We start from the raw sequence: 22,504 nt of genomic DNA on the forward strand, positions 1-22,504 counted from the left end.
AGCCTGATAAACCGGCTATATACCCATATATGGGTATAAACACGAACAAATTGCGGCAAAAATGAACATGAATGGTCACGAACCAAAACACTGCTTCAGATATGCCAGAAACCCGGCGGCTGGCATCGGACGACCGGTGAAATACCCCTGTGCTTCGTCGCACTGGTAGACTTTGAGCAGTTCCAGAACCTCTTCGGTTTCAATTCCCTCGGCAATGGTTTTCAGGCCCAGGCTTTTTGCCATGTGAATCACGGTCCGCACGATCACCGCATCATCGGGGTTCTGTGTCAGTTCCTGAATAAACACCTGATCAATTTTTAATTTATCGACTGCAAAACGTTTGAGGTAAGCCAGGCTGGAATAACCAGTTCCGAAATCATCAATCGACAGTTTGCATCCCATCAGTTTCAGGCGTTTTACCGTCGCCAGCACATTGTCTGTATCACGCAGCATGATCGATTCCGTCAGCTCCAGTTCCAGCATTTCCGGGAAGATGCCGGAAGATTTGATCGCCCGGTAAACCGCGTCTTCAATATTTCCCTGCGCAAACTGAACCGCGGACAGGTTGACGGCAACAACAGAATGATCAAAACCATGCTGACGCCAGCTGTCTGCTGCATGGCAGGCTTGCTGCAAGACCCATTCACCAATGGGTACAATCAGGCCGGTTTCTTCAGCAACCGGAATAAACTGGCCCGGAGAAACCAAACCCAGCGTCGGGTGATGCCAGCGGATCAGCGCTTCAGCACCAATCAGCCGCCCGGTTGCGATATCAATCTGAGGCTGGTAATAAAGCTCGAACTGATCCAGCTCCAGTGCTTTTCGTAAGTCAAAGGCAATGGTCAGCTGCTGACTGGCCAGCTCATTCATTTCTGCACTGAAAAACCGATAGGTATTTCTGCCGGCATCTTTGGCCTGATACATCGCCATATCCGCTTTACTGAGTAACTCCTCAAAGCTCTCACCATCCTGCGGGTAAAAAGCGACGCCCAGCGAACAGCTTAATAACAACTCATGTTCATTGACGATAAATTCTTGTTCAAATTCAACAAAAATCTGGCTTAATACCGGGAAACAGCCATCCGTGTCAGATAACTCAGGCAGCAGTATCAAAAATTCATCCCCACCCTGCCGGAAGAGCGTGCCCTGTCCCCCGAGACAGGATGACAGCCGCTTTGCCACCTGAACCAGTAGCTGATTGCTGTCATGATAGCCCAGCAGTTCATTAATGTGCTTGAATCTGTCCAGATCTAAATTAATCAGCCCGACAACTTTCCCTTTCTGAGCAGCCGCAGTGACGGCCTGATTCAGCCGGTCTTCCAGCAAACGGTGATTCGGCAGCTGTGTCAGCGCATCATGATGAGAAAGAAATACCGCCTTCTCCTGAGTCAGCCTCAGCTGGTGAATATCTGAAATAATCCACACACTGCCATTTTCCTGATGACAGGCATCAATTGAATTGCCGGTTAATTCACACCAGATAGGTTTGCCGTTAGCCCGACAGAGCTGCGTGGCACCGGTAAAGGCTTCGCCACTTGACAGCGCCCGGTAAGCATCTGTCCCGAAGTCACTGAAAGTCTCATCGCTTTCATACAGAATCCGGGTCGATTTCCCCACCATCGACCCAGGCGCATAGCCCAGCATCTCTTCAAGACGCCGGTTGCAGGCAATGATCATCCGGTCACGAACCCAGGCAAGACCTACAATCGCGTTATCTAATATCGCTTCTTTCTCTGCCAGCAAACGCTCCAGCAGCTCATGCTGATGCTTGCGTTCGGTAATATCACGCCCCACCATCACGGCATAATACTGTCTTTCGAGCCGGGCAACCCGATAGGAAAGATCTAACCATACCGGGCGCTGCTCCCGGATTAACTTCAGCTCAGAGAAATGTGTTTCGATCGAGGCCTGCTTTTTTGCCCTCAACAGATCACTTTTTAACGTCGTGACCATGGCATCAATATCATCCAGGGGAAGTGAATTCAGTGAATGCCCTGTCAAACGGCCCGGTCTGGCATCAAATAACAGCTCTGTCGCGCGATTTACATCCGTAATCAGTAAATCCGGCAGGGAGACTAGCATGACAAAGTCAGACGTCTGATCAAGCAGGGTTTTAAATCGTTCGAGACGCTCGGTATTGCGCTTAAACTGCGGATAATAACTTTTACGGAAAGAGCGCTCACCCAACCCGATGATCTGCTCACGCTGCTTACTTCTCTCGTCTTTGTCATCTGTCATCTTGGTCACATAGCTTCTTGATCATGGTTTTCTTGATCACGGTTTTCTTGATCACAGTTTTCTTGATCACATAGCTTCACCATAAATCGTCTTGATATCCGCAATGGATGCCTGTCTCGGGTTGGTAATAATACATGCGTCATGAAAGGCATGTTTCGCCAGCTCCGGGATATCTGATGAGTGCACCCCTACCCGCGACAGCTGGCTCATGATATGAACGCGTTCCCGCATTTCCCCGATCGAGAGCGCCACTTTTTCCGTACAGTCCTGCAGGGTCATCCCTTTGGTTCTGATACCAATCGCCTCCGCGATTTGCTGATATTTATCACTGCTCTTATTCATGTTGAAGCGAATCACATGGTCAAGCAGCATGGCATTACACTCGCCATGGGGCAGATCCAGATAACCACCGAGTGCGTGTGCCATCGCGTGTACCGCCCCCAGACTGGCATTAGAAAAAGCCAGACCAGCCTGCAGCGATCCCAGCATCATATTTTCTCTGGCCTCGATTTGGTCCGGATGCGTCACGGCCAGTTCAAGATTGTTCCAGATGAGTTTCATGGCTGTGATTGCATGTACATCGACAATCGGAGAACTTGCCGTCGACACATAGGCTTCAATGGCATGCGTGAGCGCATCGATACCTGTTGCGGCGGTTAATCCCGGATCGACCGTGGTGGTGGTCACCGGATCAACCAGCGCCACATCCGGCACCACACTTTTACTGATAATCGCCATTTTGTATCGTTCCGGTGAATTCAGAATGATACAAAACTGGGAAATATCAGCCGCAGTACCTGCGGTGGTCGGAATACAGATCAGCGGAGGCCCCGGCACTTCAATCCGGTCCACGCCTTCATAGTCCCGGATATCCCGGCCATTGGTATGCACAATGCCTATCGCCTTCGCGCAGTCCATCACACTGCCGCCACCGACGGCGACAATCACATCACATTCATTTTCCCGGTAAACTGTCACACCGGCCATCACTTCATGATCTTTGGGATTTGAGGTTAAACCGTGGAAAACGACGGATTCGATACCGGACTCGGTTAAATCGTCCCGAGCCTGCTGCGTCCAGCCAGCATTCATCACCCCGGCATCAGAGACAATCAACACCCGCCGGGCAGCCATGTTACGGGCATAAAAACCCACCCGGTGACGTGCGCCAACGCCAAAGATAAATTCAGGAGCAACAAATTTCCTCATCTCATAAAGCGCCATGGCGACTTCTCCATTACAACCAGTAACTCATCATTAAAACAGATCAAAAATAACAAAAACATTCATTTTAATTATATCTATATCTAAAGGTTTAGTTCATATTGATCACCGGAGCAATCCGGCAGATGATCCGCGATGTCCTTTTGATCCGCAATGTGCCTTTGATCATAGAATCTCATACCTTTATGATTGATGATGCATATAAATCAATCATCATGGATTTCTTATGAAAATAATCAAAACCACTTTCATGCTGACAGTCACGCTCGGGCTGCTTACCAGTACTCTTACATCATTTGCATCAGGTTGTGTACCTCAGCGGCTGAAAATATCTGATAACCATCGTTTTTTACAATATGAATACGGACAACCCTTCTTCTGGCTGGCAGATACCGGCTGGTTATTGTTCAGTAAACTCAGCCGGGAAGAAGCGGCAGAATATTTACAGAACCGTCATGACAAAGGATTTAATGTCATACAGGTGATGGTTGTTCATGATCTGGCGGAAAAAAATTATTACGGTGATACGCCGTTTGCCAACGAAGATCCGACCCAGCCAGCAGTCACACCGGGTCATTCACCGGATGATGCACAAGCCTATGACTACTGGGATCATGTTGATTACATCGTCAGTCTGGCTGCGGAAAAAGGGATATATATGGCGATGGTTCCGGTATGGGGAAGTGCCGCCGGGCAGGTGAAAACTCAGGGGAATTGGGCGAAGACCTATGCCACCTGGCTGGCACGGCGCTACCAGCAAAACCGCAATATTATCTGGATGAATGGCGGGGATAAGAAAGGCACATATCTGCCACAGGTCTGGCAACAAATCGGACAGGCGCTGGATAAAGAAACCCCGGATAATCTGATTACTTTTCATCCGTTTGGCGGCACTCAGTCCTCGACCTGGTTCCATCAGGCTTCGTGGCTGGATTTTAATATGTTTCAGTCCGGACATCGTCGCTACGATCAAAAACGGGATGATGTGCCCGCCGCAGAATGGAAAGGGGAAGACAACTGGCGCTATGTTGAGGAAGATTATGCGCGAACACCTGTCAAACCAACGCTTGACGGTGAACCCTCCTATGAAAATATTCCGCAGGGTTTACATGACTCAAATCAGCCTTACTGGAAAGCTGCCGATGTCAGACGTTATGCTTACTGGTCTGTATTCGCTGGCGCGTTTGGTCATACTTATGGTAACAATGCCGTGATGCAGATGCATAAGCCTGATTCTGGAGAAGGTTCTTACGGCGTTCGTGATTACTGGGATCATGCGATGAACGATGAAGGTGCCGGGGAAATGAAATATCTCAAGCAGCTGATGCTTTCCCGGCCTTTCTTCGAACGGCGGCCGGATCAGTCACTACTGGCGGGTGACAATGGCCTGAAATACAATTATGTGATTGCGACCCGCGGAAATAACTATGCTTTTTTCTATACCTATACCGGCCGTTCGTTTGACGTCAATCTGAGCAAAATGCCGGGAGAAAAAGTTAAAGCCAGCTGGTACAGTCCGCGCAACGGCACCAGTCGTCCGGCAGGTGTGTATGATACATCCGGAACGCAGGCTTTTCAGCCACCGGGAAGTGAAGCTCCGGGCAATGACTGGGTGCTGATTCTTGATCGCATCTGATCAGGTGATTGCTCGTTTTCAGCAAGACTGTCCGGGACCGGTTTTCTTTGGTTCATTATAAGGTCAATAGTCGTCAATGATGTAAACTGACGGCCTTAGCACTCATCCAACACGCCGGGCTGATGGCACTTTACCGCACATTCAGTACGCGAATCTGAAATCCGGCAGTGATTTAATCGATGCCGGAACTTATGTGGGCTATCAATATCACGGCGCATCACCCGATCTGGGTGCTTTCGAGTCAAAGTAACCGGTTGAATTCCCGATCTTTTCAGCTTCGGATATGGTCCGTTTTAATCTGTTTCACACAACAGGAAAACGGACCAGACACCACAGACAATGAGGTAACGCAAAGCCGGAGGCCGCATTGAAATAAAAATCACCGCCACACTGATCCAAAACAGCAGTTTCACCGTAAATATCTCAGTTGAAAAAAATCAGGAGAAACCGAATGATTACCGTTTGGTATGACGCACAGTGCGGGTTATGTTCCAGAGAAATCAATCACTACCGTCGCATTGCACCCGCAGGTATTTTTCACTGGCGGGATGTGATGGCTTCAGAAACGGAGCTGCAACAACACGGCATCACGGTGGCTCAGGGGTTACTGGCCTTACATGCAAGGGATGACGCCGGCACAATTCATCAGGGCGTGGATGCATTTATTTTAATCTGGCGACAACTCAAACGATGGCGTCTGCTGGCCGTTTTGATCGCATTACCGGGCATTCGTCAGGCAGCTGGTCTCGCCTATCGGTTTTTTGCCAACTGGCGATTTCAGAAACTGACACACTGTCAGGTGGCTGCACAACAGGAGAAATGTGATTGATGACACCGGATTTTCACAGGCCTCATTCCTTTCAGCATGTGGCGGTGTTTGGCAGCTCTGGTGCCATCGGTCAAGCGCTGATTAAGAAGTTGCTTCAATCACATCCGGACGTGCACATTCATTGCTTCTCGCGGCGTTCGTCGCAGGTTTCCCTGATGCAAGCGTCTTTATCTAATGTCACCTGCTATCAACTCGCAGGTTATGATGAGGACGATATCGCTCAGGCAGCAAAGCAAACGGGTGATACTCACTTTGATTTGATCGTCATTGCAACCGGTATGCTTCATGATGAACACATCCGGCCGGAGAAATCACTACGCGAGGTCTCTGCGGATAAATTTCATCAGCTATTTACTGTCAATACGATTATTCCGGCAATGATCGCCAAACATTTTTTGCCGCGTTTACACAGAAAAAAACCAGCAGTTTTTGCTGTCTTGTCCGCCCGTGTCGGCAGTATTACCGATAACCGGCTCGGGGGCTGGTATGCTTACCGGGCATCAAAAGCAGCCCTGAATATGGTGATAAAAAATGCAGCGATAGAGACCGGCAGAACCCATCAACAGGCTATCGTCGCAGGGCTACATCCGGGTACGGTGGACAGTCAATTGTCCAAGCCATTTCAGGACAATGTTCCTCCGGGTCAGTTGTTTAGCCCTGAGCAGTCGGCCGGACATCTGTTATCTGTGATTGACCGGCTTACCCCGGAAGACAGCGGTAAGTGCTTTGCGTGGGATGGCAAAGAAATTGCGCCCTGAGGCAAGCCTGACTGAATGGGCCAGGTCTCTTTGGTCTCTCGCCTGTCCTTGGTACTTTGTCCTTATAAACTGTCTTTTGTAGAGCTCCCTTTTTCTGGTGACTGTCCTTAATCGCATTAATCGCATCTTTCTGGTGAATGTCCTCGCATCTATAAACTGTCTGTCCTTATAAACTTAAATAACTTAAATGACTGTCCTTATAAACTAAACTGCGCCCAAACACCCAAATGTCTGTCCTCATAAACGTTAGTCTTTTATCAACATCATATTTCACGGTAAATGTTTCCTGACCCGCACATCAAACAGCTGCACTTTTCATCCTCCCAAATTTATTGCATTCTCTGCTTATTCAGTCTTTGCCTTAACTGTTATGACCATACCACGCGCCCAACAAATCGATCTTGCGATCACACCTTATTATCACTGTGTCTCCCGCTGTGTCAGACGGTCGTTTTTGTGTGGTGAGGATGAAATATCCGGGCGCTCTTACGAACACCGGCGGGGCTGGCTGGAGAAACGGATCCTCAAATTAGCTGGTATATATTGTATTGATATCTGCGCTTATGCAGTCATGCCCAATCACTATCATTTAGTTGTCCATATCAACCGCCCGAAAGCCGAATGTCTGACTAACGCTCAGGTCATTGAACGCTGGCAGAAAGAACATCAACTACCTTTATTGCTTCAGCAATATATGAAACGTCAGCTGACCTGCAAAGCTGAATTTAAACGCTGCGAATTAATCATTCAGCAATGGCGGGAGCGACTTTACTCTTTAAGCTGGATGATGAAAGAGCTGAATTTCGATATCGCTCTTCAAGCCAATCGGGAAGATGGCTGCACTGGTCATTTCTGGGAGTCCCGATTTAAGTCACAAGCACTGCTGGATGAAGCTGCTCTGCTGGCCGCAATGGCCTATACCGATCTCAACCCTGTACGCGCCAACACGGCTAAAACACTGGAAGATTCGGCATATACATCTCTCAAAAAACGGCTGGAAGCATTGGAACAAGGCCAGCCAACGCCACACAAATTATTCCCTTTTACCGGCTATGAGCAGCAATATCAGCCAGATGGTATTCCATTCCGGTTAATGGATTATATAGCGTGGGTCGACTATGTTGGCAGACAAATCCGGGCTGGCAAACGCGGATTTATCGATGACCGCCAACCCGAAATACTTACCCGCTTGTCACTGAACCAAACCGAATGCCTGAAGCTCGTAACACATCTGGAGCGAAGGCGATACCTGTGGGTTGGGCGCGCCGGACCACTCTCGGTAGTCAAACAATATTTCAACAAATCACGCATTGATGGGGTTTAGATTGAAAGCTCAGGATTCGTTTGCCTGAAAAATGGTTTTTCCCGGTCAGCCCTTCTCTTTTAGTTCAATATCTCCCCTTCTCTGGTTATTTTTCCAAACAATTAAATAAATATCAGGATGAGTTGATGGAGATTTGTGGCTTTCTTTTTGGTCGTGACTGTCCTTGGTCTATTTTGGTCCTTGGTCTATTATCAATACGCCTGTCCTCTCAGTTCTCTTTTTATTGTTCTACATTTATAGAATCTGATTGTTTCGCTCTGCTTTTAAATTGGTAACTTGCGGAGCGATTTTATTATTTATGGTATTGGTAAGGGCATGACTTAAAGCAAGCTCTGTATTTGCCACAGTTATTCCGGCTTCAGTAAGTTTATCCCGGCATTGTTGATTAAAAGTCGGCTGATCACCATTAGATGCATTAGAAGGCATTTTGAGGCCTTCACCTTTAAAGAAATGAGGGTTTTTGGGATCATTTTTACCAAAGAGTTCCAGAGTGGTATGAGCTCCCATCCAGCCAACTGAATCAGGGAACAACTTGTTAATTACTGCATTATTATGTTCATCTATAGTAGCCACTCCATTCACGTTATCTTTGTGATTGGTAAAGTGAATTGGAAATCCGCCATGATTACCCGCACTAATAATAATAATATGTGATCCGGAATCTTCAGTATCAATGGCTTTCATCCAACCTTTAAGGCCAGGGCGTTTGAAAGAATGAATTCTGTCTGTCACGTGTTGTGCAACATCGTCTCTGTCTATGGGCTGGTTATTAAAACTCAGCACTCTTGTCGCCAGATCCGAGTCAGCTAAAACTCTCGTGGTGAAGGTTGTCATTCTTCTTACCTGCGTACGTAAGAAGTCATTCACATCTCTGTTTACAAATTCCATCCAAAGCGCATTAATATCAAGTTTGTAACCAATTAATCTATTCTCTAAAAACTCCAACCGTCTTGCATTACCGCTATTGAAATGATTATCTGTAGAAAAATGATCTTGATTGGTTTCTGTCAGATAACGACCAATATGAATACCTACCTGAGTAATTTTAGTTTGGTGACGAAGATTCAGATATGTCTTTCTGAAGTCATCCATATCTCTTAGTTCGTTTAAACGAAGCTGAATTTCAGGAATTAATTTTCGGATCCATTTGACATGAGATTTACATTTATTTCCGTTTTGGTCTAAGTTAAATTGGACTACAGGTTGTCTTTGAAGAAGACTATCAGTCTGTTCTCCCTGTGTAACACAATTGAAAATATTGTTTTGCAATTTCCTCTGCTCAACCATTTCCCTCCGATTATCCACAAGACCAACACCCTGTTTCCTATTACTTTTTTTCTGAACAACAGAACTGATGGCCATCCGGTTTTTATTCTCTTTTGATTTCTCTGTTTGAGTATACATAGTGCCAACCTTTTCAAATTGAACCTGAAGCTACACTAATAGTTTTTTCTTATCAGCTATCCGATCTCATCTGCATCGCCCTTGCCCCCATCGCCGTCGCCTCACTTTCAAGTGCCGGATTATCATTCACCGCCATGCCGCTCACAGATGTCGTTGGCTGCACTCTTCCCTGCATTTGCTGCACCACATGACCCAGTTCATGGGGAAGATGTTTTTCCTGTCCGGAAGCAAGATGGATGTCGCTGCCCTGCGCATAAGCGTGGGCCTGCACGGCGGCGGGTTTAGCAGAGTGATAATGCACTTTGACGTGATCAAGGCTCATTCCGCTGAGGTTTTCCATTCCGCTTTTGAGGTTATCCGGTAAGCCGGTGTTGTTCGGTTGCCGCTGGACCGGCGTGCGGTTATCCTCAAGCACCATGCCATCACCTTGTCCGGTGTGACGTTGCACCGGGGCTTGCTGCCGGTGGCTGGTTTTATCTTTTAAGTCCGCATACATGATCTTTTCTCCTGACCCTGCTCACTGGTTTCAGACAATCAACTTATTCTCTTTACGAAATTCCTGACGAATACTGTCCAGAATATCGTCCTGATACACCACACGTTCACCCCGGCGAATCGCCGTCAATGCACACTGGCGCAATACATTAATGATCTGCCCGCCTGCCATTTCAAACTTCTCCGCAACCTCAGTGAAATCTACCGACGCATCCAGTTCACACACACCCCGGAATGCGTTGTGCCACAGTTGTAACCGCTCCTCCGGGCCGGGTATGGTGAACTGCACCATGCTTTGAAACCGACGGGTGAAGGCTTCATCCATATTGCTTTTTAAGTTAGTCGCGATGATCACGGTGCCGGGAAAGTCTTCGATTTTTTGCAATAAATAACCGGTCAGCTGATTGGCGTGGCGATCATTCGACGAGCTGGCTTCAGTACGCTTACCGAATAGCGCATCGCCTTCATCAAAAAATAAAATCCACTCCTTGTAGCTGGCGGCATCAAACAACCGGGAGAGATTTTTCTCGGTTTCCCCGATATATTTGGAGACCACCATCGATAGATCCACCCGGTACACGTCGCGTCCGGTCGATTTTCCCAACAGAGCGGCGGTCAGCGTCTTGCCTGTCCCCGGTGGGCCGGAAAACACCGCACGATAGCCGGGTTTCACCTTGTGACTGAGCTGCCACTCCTCCATCAGCGTCTTGCCGTGCGCCAGCCAGGCGCGGATCTCTTCGATTTTGTCCATCACACGATAATCAAGCACCAGCTCCTCCCAGCTCAAAGGCGTTTCCAGCAAATGGGCTGGAAAGCTGGTACTGTGTTCCGGCCTTTTCCGTTCGCCGGTAATGAAGTAATTCAGCCATTGATCACTCAGCTGATAGACGCCGGACCAGCGTGGCAAACCAGCCTCCACCGGCAGCAGTTCGGTCACCTGTTCAGCCATCAGACGGTGTTTTGAACAGAGAATATTACGGGTATGAAGATGCCATTCGGGATTATTGGCACTGAGCAAAAAATTGAGGGTTTGTCCGGTGGGAAGAAAACCACCAAAGGCTTTATCCGTCACACCACCAAACTCGGTAAATGGCCGGTCAATCATCCCGTTCAGACCAAAGAAATAATCCAGCGCATCGGGCCGAATCGTTGGGGCAATGACAAGCGCCAGCGCCAGCCGTTCAAAGGTGTTCAACTGCCACTCGATCAAACAATCAGCATACAGGCTGCTGCCGGGCTCAAGAGATGGCGGCTCAATCTCCAGCCAGTGATGTTCGTGTCCTTCCTGCTTCAGGTAACTGCAGATGACCTGGCTGATCACTTGCATCAGCCACCCAGTTTCCAGATACAATGCCAGGATGTTTTGTTCTGCGGAGGAACAGCCTGACGGATCGCTCGTCGGCCGCAAATCTGCGACAACATGACTCTCATTCAGAACATGACTCTCAGTCAGAGCATTGCTTTCAGCCAGACCCCGCATACCGATTCCTTATACCAGTCATACAAATATGCACTTAATTGATATAAATAAGTGTAGTCGGCTATTTCAGGAACAGTTGATTTGTGGTGAAATTTTGCATGTTCGGTGAGAATAAACGGAAACCGGCACGAATACAGACATAAAAGTACCAAGTACCGGCATGAATACATCGATTAAAATACCTGTCTCGCTTCAGAGACGCCTGAACATAAACTCCAGCTCACATCCACAGGCATGAGCGTATTTCGCCAGCGTCTTCAGGGTCGGGTTGCCATTACCTTTCTCAAGCCTTGATATATTTGCTTCTTTCGTACCCATCCGTTCTGCAACCTGCAATTGAGTCAGACCAGCGGTTTCACGCATGGCAAGCAGAGTTTTGATTAATCTGAATTCAGGCGCTAAAGCATCATATTCAGCCTTCACCGCCGGATCTGAAAGCGCTTTGTTTTTTAACGACCGTAACGGGTTCATTGGGTTACCTCTCTCATCCGTTGATAAGCCAGTTGAATTTCTTTTTTGGGGACTTTTTGACTTTTCTTAACAAAAGTATGAAGCACAATGATATTGGTTCCCCTCAGATAGCAAAACAGTACACGCCCAATTCCTTCTCTGGCTTTTGCACGAATTTCAAACAACCCATTACCCATAGCTTTAGTATGAGGCTCTCCAAGATGTGCACCATATTGCTCAATCAACTCCAGTAACCTGATTATTCTGGCCTGAAGCTTTGGTGGCATCCCCAGAATGGTTTCCTCAACGCCATCATAAAACTCAATATTCCAACTCATCAGTTTGATTATCTCATAAAACTTATCTTATATGATAAGTTCAGATTGTCCAATATTTGCCATCATTCATTATCAATAAGATGCAAACACCAATATTCAGGCAACCAGCAAGGTCATCTGGATCATTCTGACAAACACTTCAGAGAAAAAAATGAGTTAAAAAGTTTTCAGGATTTAACGTCACTCAATATCACACTCGTACAACATGATTTTTCATAAACGGATCAGTTCAGGTGCAATGACATCACCTCAGTTCATCACCCCCAATGCTTTGAGTTTCCGGTACACGGTGTTTCTGCTGATGCCCAGCAATCTTGAGGTCTGGCTGATATTTCCCTGTGTGGCCTGATACGTTTGCACCAGCTGATTATCCAGCATTGTTTTGAGGTCAGACGGATTTTTGCCAGAGCCGGACATCGCTTTGTCGGACACATCTTTGTCGGGCATAGATTTTTCAGATATCGCTTTGAGCACAGACACCGGTTTAGCAATCAGGGAGCGGAGGATATGATCAGGTATATGTCCAAGCTGCAACATTTGTTCATCACCGGCCAGTAAACAGGAAACTTTCAGCACATTATCCAGTTCTCTGAGATTGCCGGGCCAGTGGTAATCTTGCAGAATCCGCTTCAGATTCACTTCGAGAGACTGATGATTCCGGCTGTACTTTTGATGTATTTGCTCGATCAGAGCAGCTTTATCCTGACGTTGACGCAGTGGCGGCAATTCAATGACCAGTCCGTTGAGCCGGTAATACAGATCCTGCCGGAATGCGCCGGTTTCAACCAACCGGGCAATATTCTTATGGGTCGCAGCAATGACCTGAATGTCTACCTGATGGCTTTGGTTTGAGCCGACGGGAATCACTTCCCGCTCTTGCAATACGTGTAGTAAACGACATTGTGCTTCTGTCGGCATATCCGCAATTTCATCAAGGAATAAGATCCCGCCACTGGCCTGACGGATTTTGCCCTGATAACCTTTCGCGCCCGCACCGGTAAAAGCACCGGGCGCATAGCCAAACAGCTCAGATTCAATTAAATCTTTGGGAATGGCACCACAGTTCACCACCACCAGCGGATGCTGACTGCGGTGACTTTGCTGATGCAGTAATTTGACGAATTCATTTTTGCCGACCCCGGTCTCTCCGCTGATAAACATGGGGACATCCTGATGAATGACTTTCATAGCCTGCTGCCAGGCTTTTTCAATGCTTGTGTCTCCCAAATGCAGATGACCTCCGCCAGAAGCCGGGCGCGAGTAACGTCGTCTGGCAGAAAATTGTTTCAGCCGGTTTTTTTCATGGACCAGATTATTCGCCTCAAGCAGTAATGGCTCAGCCAAAAGGCCAACCATGTCTGTCCGGTGAAGTAACTGAGCAGCAATCTGATTATGTGCCAGAATATGGCCCTGTTTATCAGTCACTAACACGCCCTGCCAGCCACTGTGTAACAGCTTCTGTTCACAGGCCAGATGAATTTTGACCTCGCTGCGTGGCAGACTGCATAACAGATGGTTTTCGATCATCTGCACCATACTCTGGAGCAGCATCTGAGTTGGCATATCATGGTGTTGCTGTTCACTGGAAATGTCCAGAATACCGATGAGCTCGCCATCCGGGCTCATCACCGGACTGGCAGAGCAGCTGATAAACTGATGCTGGTGGATGTAATGTTGCTTTCCGTTGATCGTCAAAGGCTTGGCTTCAATAATCGCCGTTCCGATGGCATTCGTTCCCTTCAGGGTTTCCTGCCAGCAAACGCCGGTACTCAAGGCGATTTGATTCAAACGTTCCCGGAACCGGGGTTGTCCCCAGGTGGCAAGAATAACACCCTCTTTATCCGTCAGCACCAGACGACTGTCACTGGAAGCGAACATCTGATTAAACAGCGGCAGCGCATCCGTTTCAATCGCCTGTATCAAATGAGAAACCATCCAGCGGCGCTCTTTTAATTCCGCTGAAGGTAATGTTACATGCTCAGGAAGGCGGCGTTGTTTTAAGCCTGCCTGAGAACACCGATCCCAGGATAAGGTCAGCCAGTCATTGTGTGGATATTGTATATGCATCAGCTATGTCACTTCTCTACGTCGACTGTGTCACTTTGTAACACCAACCATGTGTCAAATTGAAACACATGAACAGTTCACTTTTCTCAGCACTGCATACCGCAGACAGACATTCAATCGTCTTGTAACCATTCTTTAATCATATGTTTACATTTAAACAACACAAGATTTTCGCTTCTGGCCTGTGATTTGCGTATCACAGTCTGTGAGCCAGGGAAAATAAATCCGCGGACCACAATACACAAAAATTCTAAAAAAATGAAACAAAGGTCATATCAAGAGGAACGTATTATGATTTATGCCCAACCCGGAACGAAAGATGCCATTGTTCAGTTTAAATCGCACTACGAAAACTTTATCGGCGGCGAATGGATCAAGCCCGTCGATGGTCAATACTTTGATAATGTGTCCCCGGTGAACGGGAAAAGCTATTGTAAAGTCGCCCGATCAGGGGAAAAAGATATTGAGCTTGCACTGGATGCAGCCCATGCCATCAGGGCCGAATGGGCAGCAACCAGCGTGACCGAACGCTCGAATATACTACTCAGGATTGCTTCACGGATTGAGGAAAATCTGGAACAGCTGGCGGTCGTGGAATCATGGGAAAATGGTAAGCCGGTGCGTGAAACACTGGGGGCCGATCTGCCGCTGGTGGTCGATCATTTCAGATACTTTGCCGGATGTATCCGGGCACAGGAAGGTAGTGCTGCAGAACTCGACAGCACGACGGTCAGTTACCATTTTCCGGAGCCTCTCGGCGTTGTCGGACAAATTATCCCGTGGAATTTTCCGATGCTGATGGCCGCCTGGAAGCTGGCGCCAGCATTGGCTGCCGGATGTTGTGTAGTAATGAAACCCGCAGAGCAGACCCCCGTGTCTATTCTGGTTTTAATGGAAAAAATCAGTGACTTACTTCCACCCGGTGTGATTAATATCGTCAACGGCTATGGTCAGGAAGCCGGACAAGCGCTGGCGACCAGCAACCGGATCGCCAAGCTCGCATTTACCGGTTCAACACAGGTCGGTACACACATTCTTAAATGTGCCGCCGACAACCTGATCCCGTCGACAGTGGAGCTTGGCGGGAAGTCTCCGAATGTTTATTTTCCTGATATTTTTGATCACGAAGATGACTATCTTGATAAATGTATTGAAGGCGTATTACTGGGCTTTTTCAATCAGGGGGAAGTCTGTACCTGTCCTTCCCGCGTGCTGGTTCATGAGTCGATTTACGATCGGTTTGTCGAAGAAGTGGTGAAACGAGCCAGCCAGATTCAGCAGGGAAATCCGCTGGATACTGAAACGCAGGTCGGCGCACAGGCCTCGATGGAGCAGTTTAACAAGATACTGAGCTATCTTGATATCGGCAAAGAAGAAGGAGCACAAATCCTCTTTGGTGGAGAAGCCGCCATCCAGCAGGGTGAAATTCACAGCGGTTATTACATTCAGCCGACGATGATGTTTGGTCACAACAAAATGCGGGTATTCCAGGAAGAAATCTTTGGCCCGGTAATTGCTATTACTACCTTTAAAGATGAGGCTGAAGCGCTGGAAATCGCCAATGACACCGAATACGGTTTAGGTGCCGGGGTTTGGACAAGGGATATGAATCAGGCCTACCGGATGTCACGCAATATTGAAGCCGGTCGGGTCTGGGTGAATTGTTATCATGCTTACCCGGCTCATGCAGCATTTGGCGGGTATAAAAAGTCCGGTATTGGCCGGGAAACCCATAAAATGATGCTCAGCCATTATCAAAATACCAAGAACATGCTGGTCAGTTACAGTACGAACCCATTAGGTTTCTTCTGACAACAGGTATCCCCCTTCCCCCCTTCACATGCATATGCGGCCGGCTGGCTGCTATGCATGTGACCCCCTTGTGGGGACAGACACCAAAAAGCAGTCACCTTGCAGGGACAGACACTAAAAAACATGTCACACCCTTGTAGGGACAGGCACCCAAAAAACATGTCACTCCCTTGCAGGGACAGGCACCCAAAAAACATGTCACTCCCTTGCAGGGACAGGCACCCAAAAAACATATCACGCCCTTATAGGGACAGACACACAAAATACAAAACGCCGGACATAAAAAACGGAAGCACCAGCTTCCGTCGATTGTTTTCAATGCTCAGGCGATTGGTTTACAACAGCGCCAGAATCGTTTCTGCCTTACTGGCTTCAAACGATTTCCCTTCTTCAACATTCAGCGTTGTGACCACACCATTTTCAATAATCATCGCGTACCGCTGTGAACGGATGCCACCGAATGTGGCCGTATCCATTTCCAGTCCCAGCGCTTTGGTAAAGCTGCCGTCACCATCGGCCAGCATCATCAGCTCAGAAGCATTCTGTGTTTCTCCCCAGGCTTTCATCACAAAAGCATCATTGACCGCAACACAGGCAATCAGGTCCACGCCTTTCGCTTTGATCTGATCAGCAAGTACCACATAGCCGGGCAAATGCGCTTCTGAGCAGGTCGGTGTGAAGGCGCCTGGTACGGCAAACAGAACGACTTTTTTGCCTGCAAATAATTCAGAAACCTGGTGCTGTTGCATGCCATCAGCCGTGAGCTGGCTGAGTGTGGCTTCAGGAAGTGAGTTTCCTTGTTCGATCATGACTTTTCTCCGGTTTTTTATAATGATAAATATGCCTGTGTATCCATCTTTGCAAATACACAGGATATCTGACAGCTTAATCCGGAATTTATTCAATGAAAACTATTTAGAGCGTGTTTATCTTTCGGGTACAAATTTTGTTCAATTTAAAAGCATTTTGAGCAAGGCAGCGAAAATGAACCCCGGGCTGACCGGGATTCATCAACAGTAAACGACTCAGGCTTTGCCGCCTGAAGCTGTTTCATATTTACTCGGTCTCCTCACCGGACACTTCAGTTTCCGCTTTAATGGGCCGGTCGATGTAATTTTCCATATGCGAGACGGGCAACGTGATAAACGGTGTTTGCCAGCCACCAATCCGTACATTGACCCCGGCATATTTCTTCAGCAGTTTTTCCGTTTCTTCACGGGGTTTTTCCTGCGCATAATGAACTTCCTCATAAATCCGGGTATACAGGCTTTTATCGCCAATCGTTAACGTCATCATCGGCATTTTCTCCCGGATAAAACATTCCAGCACCGCTAACAACTCATTTTCACGATCGGTCGGCGGTTCAATACACACATCGGTAATCACCCCGCCTGCAAACCGGTGTAACGCCAGTTTACTCATGGTGCCGGCAATCCCGGCAAAGCCGTTTTTGACTGTTCCCGGCATGGGTGAAAAATTCGGGATTAACGGCGCCCCTTTTGCTCTGCCCGCAGATGCCGCATTATTCTGACCAGACCAGTTATACTGCTCAAAAGTGCCCAGTCCGGCAGAGATCATCATATTGAAATAGCCAAACCGTTCTTCAAGAGATTTACCGTAAAATCCGGCGATACATCGCAGTTCTCTTTTCTTCATCTCTTCTTCTTTGGTCACTGGCTGTTTCTGGAAGGTATCGATGGCAAACGTTGCGGCACGTTGCATCGATGCTTCATACGCATCAAGGACCTTGATACAGATTGCATCCACATCCACGCCGTCCCGGTCGCCGCTGTTGTTGCCGAACGTGGGCGAATTGGTATTAAAATCTGTCTTGATTTGGTTATATAACGACTGCACCGGGTCATTTGGATTATCCGGACTGGCCGATTTAAAATCTTTTGCCAGCGCTTCAATCACCACATCATAATCGTATTTCTGCTGCTTGAGTTCACCCCGGCTGAATGCTTCCCGGTCATCCTCAAAAATCACCCATTTTTTAAACGCTGCCAGTGTATTCACCACATCCGGCACACCCGACATAATCACGCCGCCAATATTGTATTCAGCACCCGCCCAGGATTTGTCCCGGCCATATTTCATACAGCCGTCCAGATAGGCGGACAGTAACGGAGACGGCGTCGAAAACTCGTCAATCAGATAATACCGGAACAGGGACGTCACCGACTGATGAATAAAGAAATCCAGATGCTCTGCAAACGTCGACAACAGGGCTGAAAAATTCTTTGGTTTGGCACTTCTGGGCGCCACTTTTGACCCGATTAATAATTCCGGGTTATCAGAAAGTAATGCCCCCTGATTGAGCGCACATTCCATCGGAGTTAATGCGCAGAACATAGCGAAGGTCCAGTCACTGCAACCATTTAAGATCGGCTCCCAGCACCCGTCCACACAGTAATCATTGGCCAGCGCATCTATTTTTTTCTGATAGAACCGGCTGATCATCTCATGTGGATTATGACCTAATACTTTCTCTAAACCATCAAGCGCTTTTTCCCGGAGCGGACCTTTCAGTGCTGCGGGTGCCCCGGCAGCGTGGTCAACATCCTCAATGAGGCTTTCCAGCACATGGAAAAGATGATTCTGCTCCGCTACGGTTAAGTTTCTGACACTGCGCTCCGCCAGCCGGATCAGGTAATCCTGTGTCACTTTCAGCCCGTTTTCCAGCGTGCGTTTCATCGCCGGAATCATGACTTCATCATTAATGATGGCCGGGTTGTTCCGGGTCGCATCCCAAACGGAGGCTATCGCCTCTTCCAGCCCTTCCGGTGTATGGCGGCCAACCCGGATATAAAGCCCCGGTGTGGACAAATTCACCTGAGCATAAGCTTTGAGAATCAGATACGTACAGTCATTGGTCGCATCACTGCCATCAGGTTTGACCCCGCCGATAATGATGTTTTGCAGGAAGTTATTAATCCCGGCCTTCTGATCAATCAGATAAGGATTAATGCCCAGCACGGTGTTGTTATCCACATGATCCTGCTTATTAATATTGGCCGGGGTCAGGTCAAGGTTCAGACGCCAGGCCGCTTTGATCATAAAACATTCAAAGATTTCCAGACAGCGGGGATACTGGTCTTTTCCGGCTTTGATTAAAAACGGATTGAGCACCTGATCCAGCCGGCCAAGAGAGATAAAGTTCATCCCGGTATGCAGCGCCAGATGGAAGAACCAGATACTTTGCATCGCTTCATGAAAAGTGTCTGCTTTCTGGCCGGGCACCTTACGGGCAATGCGGGCCATTTCAACCAGCTCGGCTTTTCTCTGTACAGAAATATCCGGACGGGAAGCCTCTTGCTCCGCAATCACCGCAAAGCGTCCGGCATAATCAATCACCGCCTGACAGGCAATTCTGACTGACTTATAAAAATCTTTCTGCTGGCCAAGTTCCGCATCCTTACGATGATATTTGTCCAGCAAAACCGCAACCTCATCCATCATACCGGAGACTGACTGAGATTCAGGCACAGACGATTCTTTCAACGCCGCACGCCTGTCCTGACTCTGCGTTATTTCTGTCTGTACCTCGCGGATATGCGCATCACACGCTTCAATCACGGCTTTCAGGCCCTTGTTAACCAGATCTTCATAGTTAATCGTGTTATGACCAAATAAAGACAGCGATCCGCGATTGGTGGCTGAACCCGCTTTTTGCTCCGCTTCAGTCAGATAGGACGGGAAAACTTTTCCCAGACCATTCGACCCCATAGTCATATTTCCCAACAGTAATTCACCGTCGTGGATCCGGTCCGTGTAGCGGTGTTGGGCTAACGTTTCATCGGTCAGTGCATGCATCATCGCATCGATCGCTTTTGCACGGCGAAGAATCACACTGTCGTTTGCATATTTGCCCACAATGTCGAATTTCTGGTCCAGTTCCTGTTGGTCAAACCACTCTCCAGAGCGATCCGTTAACGCCAGATCAATCAAGGTTTGATGCAGGTTTTTTATCCGCTCTGAGGCTTCTTCCTGCGCCAGCCCCTGCTGCTTCCATACCGAACTAAAAAGCACGCGGTCCTGTTTCTGCTGCTGTTTCTCTTTGATGCTATATTCGTCTGACATTGTTCTTCTCCTTGCCATCTGTTTGTTGTCTGTACAAAGCAGATATGACGTTGATGAAAACGGTGCTTGCCGGGTGAAATCAGCAGGTGGAGATATCTGCGATTTCTATCTGATGATGCTGAAAAAAGTCCCGGATTTTTTGCTCACTTTGACGACACTGTTCCGCATCCGGCAGGGGCATTTTTTCCCGGATACCGGAAGCCTGATAATAATGACTGGTGTGGACATTCCACGGGCTGAGAAATATCCGCTCACTTTGATATTGAGTTAACAACCCCAGACATTTGTTCAGATACCAGTCGGTGTCCGTGTGACCGGGCACCACAGGTATCCGGTACAGAATGTCAGTGTGATATTTCGCAATTTCAGCCATCGAACGCTCAATCAGCCGGGTATGGTCTTTGTGCGGATAGTTGGTAGTAAACCGCATACCGTACAGCCAGCAATCCACCAGCTCATCCAGATCCCGGTATAACTTCGCCGGTAGTAAACCTGAAGTTTCGATGGCGGTATGAATCCCGGCAGCTTTACACAAAGACAATAACTGAATCGCCGCTTTTTTCTGCAATAAAGCTTCTCCGCCACTCAGGGTGATACCGCCAAATCGTTTGATCATATTCAGATGCGGAGAAATATTCTGAAACAGCAAGCCAACCGGCATTTGGGTTGTTGGCAGAGATAAAGTACTGACAGACTGATAGGCTGAAGATTGGGGGCAAGCCTCAATACACTGGCCGCACTGAATGCAATTCTCCCGGTTTAACACATGCCTGTTCTCCTGAAACTTGTGCACATAACCGGGACAGACCGCTTCGCACCGGCGGCATGACGTGCAGCGCTGCTCAAAAAACAACACCGGCGATGACGCTGGCCGCGCATGGGGAGAATGGCACCAGACACAGTCGGCATGACATCCCTGCATAAACACCACCACCCGAACACCAGGACCGTCGTATACCGACTGAAAAGAAAGATCAAAGTAAGAAATGATTTCATCACTCTCATGGCGGAGGGTTGCCAGAATCACCTCATCACGGGTGCTGGTTTTATCTGGTGACAGCAGCCCGGCTCCGGAATAGTTATCGGTTTCTTCGGCCAGACACTCCTCTGAGCAGACACCCTGAGAAAATTCACGACGCTTGTTTTCAATATCGCTCACCGGAAGCGCCACATCAGTTTGGGACAAACGGCACATACATTCCACAAATATGCAATTGATAGATATTAACAAGTGTAATGAGTCTTTTCAGATCGTGTTGATTATTCCTCCACAATGGAGAGAATTTGTGAGGACAGGCGATAATTTATCAGAAATTTATCAGGACAGGCACGCCTGACTTGTTTTACTGCTTCCATATTTCCGGATTTTAATCTCCCCGGAGTCAACCATGATGAATTTTCCGTCATGCAGACTGTCTCTATATCCGAACCACCTGAAGATGGTTTGAGTACAGTCTCATTCAGTTGAAATTATGAGGAAATACCGATGACCGAACATATCACTGACTACGACGCCCTGTCCGCAGAAATGTATGATATTTTGAGCGAAGCGCACTGGCAGCAAAGGCAACCATCATTTACAGAGACCCTCCGGCAGATGAACGCCCCGAGCGGAAACTGGCTGAATATCGGGACCGGAACCGGACTGGAACTGAGCATGATAGCCAAAACCATACCAGACATTCATCTGTTTGCCATCGAACCTTCTGCAGCAATGCGGGTCGGGCTGATGACCCGGCTAATGATGCAACCAGAAATTCAGCACAGAGTCACCGTTATTGCCGATAGCTTTCAGGATGCTGATCTTCCCTCTTCATTCTCAGCTGCGACGGTCTGCGGTTGCATCGGATTTTTTGATGAAACGGACAGAGCTGCGCTCTGGCAGCGACTTGCCCGCAATATTTGTCATGACGGCGCCATTCTGGTTGATACCATGATGGTCGATCATCCTCAGCGGGTAGAAACCATGAAAGTTGGCAGCAAACAGATTGGTCAGCAGACTTATGAAGTCTATTTGCAGGGTGAACCGGGCAGTCAAACGATGATGCACTGGACAATGACGTATAAAGTCATCCGCAATCATCAGGTTCAGCGCGAGTTTAAAATTGAGAGAGACTGGCGCGCCTTTGGCATCGGACAGGTCATCGATGAAGCCGCACGGGAAGGCTTCTCCGGGGAGATCATTCCTTCAAGCCCGGTGCCAACAGCAATTCTTCGCTATTCGTCCTGAAAGCCTGGAAAAATCTTTGGTTGCTTCTGGTTCTTCGCCGCTTCTGGTTTTTAGCCAGATCTGGTCTTTCAGGTCGAGATTGCTCTTCGGGAAACCAAAGTCTTCGGGAAACCAAAGGATACCGGGTATTCAATCC

At 48.1% G+C, this 22,504-nt stretch carries 17 protein-coding genes; 6 read left to right on the forward strand and 11 right to left on the reverse strand.

Features of this window, described 5'->3' with window-relative positions:
* Nucleotides 1–75: 75 nt before the first annotated feature.
* Entirely contained in the window at nt 76–2,238 is a 2,163-nt protein-coding gene (locus OCV29_RS12015) for a putative bifunctional diguanylate cyclase/phosphodiesterase (protein ID WP_073603216.1), read from the reverse strand.
* 66 nt (nt 2,239–2,304) lie between these two features.
* Entirely contained in the window at nt 2,305–3,462 is a 1,158-nt protein-coding gene (gene ercA / locus OCV29_RS12020) for an alcohol dehydrogenase-like regulatory protein ErcA (RefSeq protein WP_073603215.1), read from the reverse strand.
* 226 nt (nt 3,463–3,688) lie between these two features.
* On the opposite strand from ercA, the gene OCV29_RS12025 reads away from it, so the two are divergent.
* From OCV29_RS12025 to OCV29_RS12040, 4 genes are all read left to right on the forward strand, one after another.
* Complete coding sequence (locus OCV29_RS12025) at nt 3,689–5,098, forward strand: glycoside hydrolase family 140 protein (RefSeq protein ID WP_084193284.1); 1,410 nt, start codon at nt 3,689–3,691, stop codon at nt 5,096–5,098.
* 451 nt (nt 5,099–5,549) lie between these two features.
* On the forward strand, nt 5,550–5,927 hold the full coding sequence (locus OCV29_RS12030) for a thiol-disulfide oxidoreductase DCC family protein (RefSeq protein ID WP_073603214.1): 378 nt from the start codon (nt 5,550–5,552) through the stop codon (nt 5,925–5,927).
* Entirely contained in the window at nt 5,927–6,685 is a 759-nt protein-coding gene (locus OCV29_RS12035) for an SDR family NAD(P)-dependent oxidoreductase (RefSeq protein WP_073603213.1), read from the forward strand. Before OCV29_RS12030 ends, OCV29_RS12035 begins: the two co-directional genes overlap by 1 nt.
* Nucleotides 6,686–7,055: 370 nt before the next feature.
* Entirely contained in the window at nt 7,056–8,009 is a 954-nt protein-coding gene (locus OCV29_RS12040; RefSeq protein WP_073603212.1) for a transposase, read from the forward strand.
* A gap of 234 nt (nt 8,010–8,243) precedes the next feature.
* Here OCV29_RS12040 and OCV29_RS12045 read toward each other — a convergent pair whose 3' ends face one another.
* The 6 genes from OCV29_RS12045 to OCV29_RS12070 all read right to left on the reverse strand — a co-directional run bounded on the left by OCV29_RS12045 (nt 8,244) and on the right by OCV29_RS12070 (nt 14,243).
* A complete protein-coding gene (locus OCV29_RS12045) occupies nt 8,244–9,413 on the reverse strand; it encodes a hypothetical protein (RefSeq protein WP_073603211.1) in 1,170 nt (389 codons plus the stop codon).
* A gap of 52 nt (nt 9,414–9,465) precedes the next feature.
* On the reverse strand, nt 9,466–9,909 hold the full coding sequence (locus OCV29_RS12050; RefSeq protein ID WP_073603210.1) for an eCIS core domain-containing protein: 444 nt from the start codon (nt 9,907–9,909) through the stop codon (nt 9,466–9,468).
* 30 nt (nt 9,910–9,939) lie between these two features.
* Complete coding sequence (locus tag OCV29_RS12055; protein WP_084193283.1) at nt 9,940–11,388, reverse strand: ATP-binding protein; 1,449 nt, start codon at nt 11,386–11,388, stop codon at nt 9,940–9,942.
* A 192-nt stretch (nt 11,389–11,580) separates the two neighbouring features.
* Nucleotides 11,581–11,859 carry a helix-turn-helix domain-containing protein gene (locus tag OCV29_RS12060; protein WP_073603209.1) on the reverse strand — a complete coding sequence of 93 codons (279 nt, stop codon included), beginning with the start codon at nt 11,857–11,859 and terminating at the stop codon, nt 11,581–11,583.
* Entirely contained in the window at nt 11,856–12,176 is a 321-nt protein-coding gene (locus OCV29_RS12065) for a type II toxin-antitoxin system RelE/ParE family toxin (RefSeq protein ID WP_073603208.1), read from the reverse strand. The genes OCV29_RS12060 and OCV29_RS12065 overlap by 4 nt, the downstream gene beginning before the upstream one ends.
* Nucleotides 12,177–12,425: 249 nt before the next feature.
* Nucleotides 12,426–14,243, reverse strand: a complete 1,818-nt coding sequence (locus tag OCV29_RS12070; protein ID WP_073603207.1) for a sigma-54-dependent Fis family transcriptional regulator — start codon at nt 14,241–14,243, stop codon at nt 12,426–12,428.
* Between the two features lie 291 nt (nt 14,244–14,534).
* Between OCV29_RS12070 and exaC the strand changes: the two genes are divergently transcribed.
* Nucleotides 14,535–16,055, forward strand: a complete 1,521-nt coding sequence (gene exaC / locus OCV29_RS12075) for an acetaldehyde dehydrogenase ExaC (protein WP_073603206.1) — start codon at nt 14,535–14,537, stop codon at nt 16,053–16,055.
* 335 nt (nt 16,056–16,390) lie between these two features.
* Here exaC and OCV29_RS12080 read toward each other — a convergent pair whose 3' ends face one another.
* From OCV29_RS12080 to OCV29_RS12090, 3 genes are all read right to left on the reverse strand, one after another.
* Entirely contained in the window at nt 16,391–16,864 is a 474-nt protein-coding gene (locus OCV29_RS12080) for a peroxiredoxin (protein ID WP_073603205.1), read from the reverse strand.
* A gap of 247 nt (nt 16,865–17,111) precedes the next feature.
* A complete protein-coding gene (locus tag OCV29_RS12085; RefSeq protein WP_073603203.1) occupies nt 17,112–20,138 on the reverse strand; it encodes a pyruvate formate lyase family protein in 3,027 nt (1,008 codons plus the stop codon).
* Nucleotides 20,139–20,217: 79 nt separating this feature from the next.
* Entirely contained in the window at nt 20,218–21,333 is a 1,116-nt protein-coding gene (locus OCV29_RS12090; protein WP_084193281.1) for a glycyl-radical enzyme activating protein, read from the reverse strand.
* A 291-nt stretch (nt 21,334–21,624) separates the two neighbouring features.
* Here OCV29_RS12090 and OCV29_RS12095 point away from each other — a divergent pair, with 291 nt between their 5' ends.
* Nucleotides 21,625–22,368 (forward strand): methyltransferase domain-containing protein, encoded by a 744-nt coding sequence (locus OCV29_RS12095; protein ID WP_073603202.1) that lies wholly within the window; start codon nt 21,625–21,627, stop codon nt 22,366–22,368.
* Nucleotides 22,369–22,504: the final 136 nt, after the last annotated feature.

The organism is Vibrio aerogenes (assembly GCF_024346755.1).
GTDB classification, from domain to species: domain Bacteria; phylum Pseudomonadota; class Gammaproteobacteria; order Enterobacterales; family Vibrionaceae; genus Vibrio; species Vibrio aerogenes.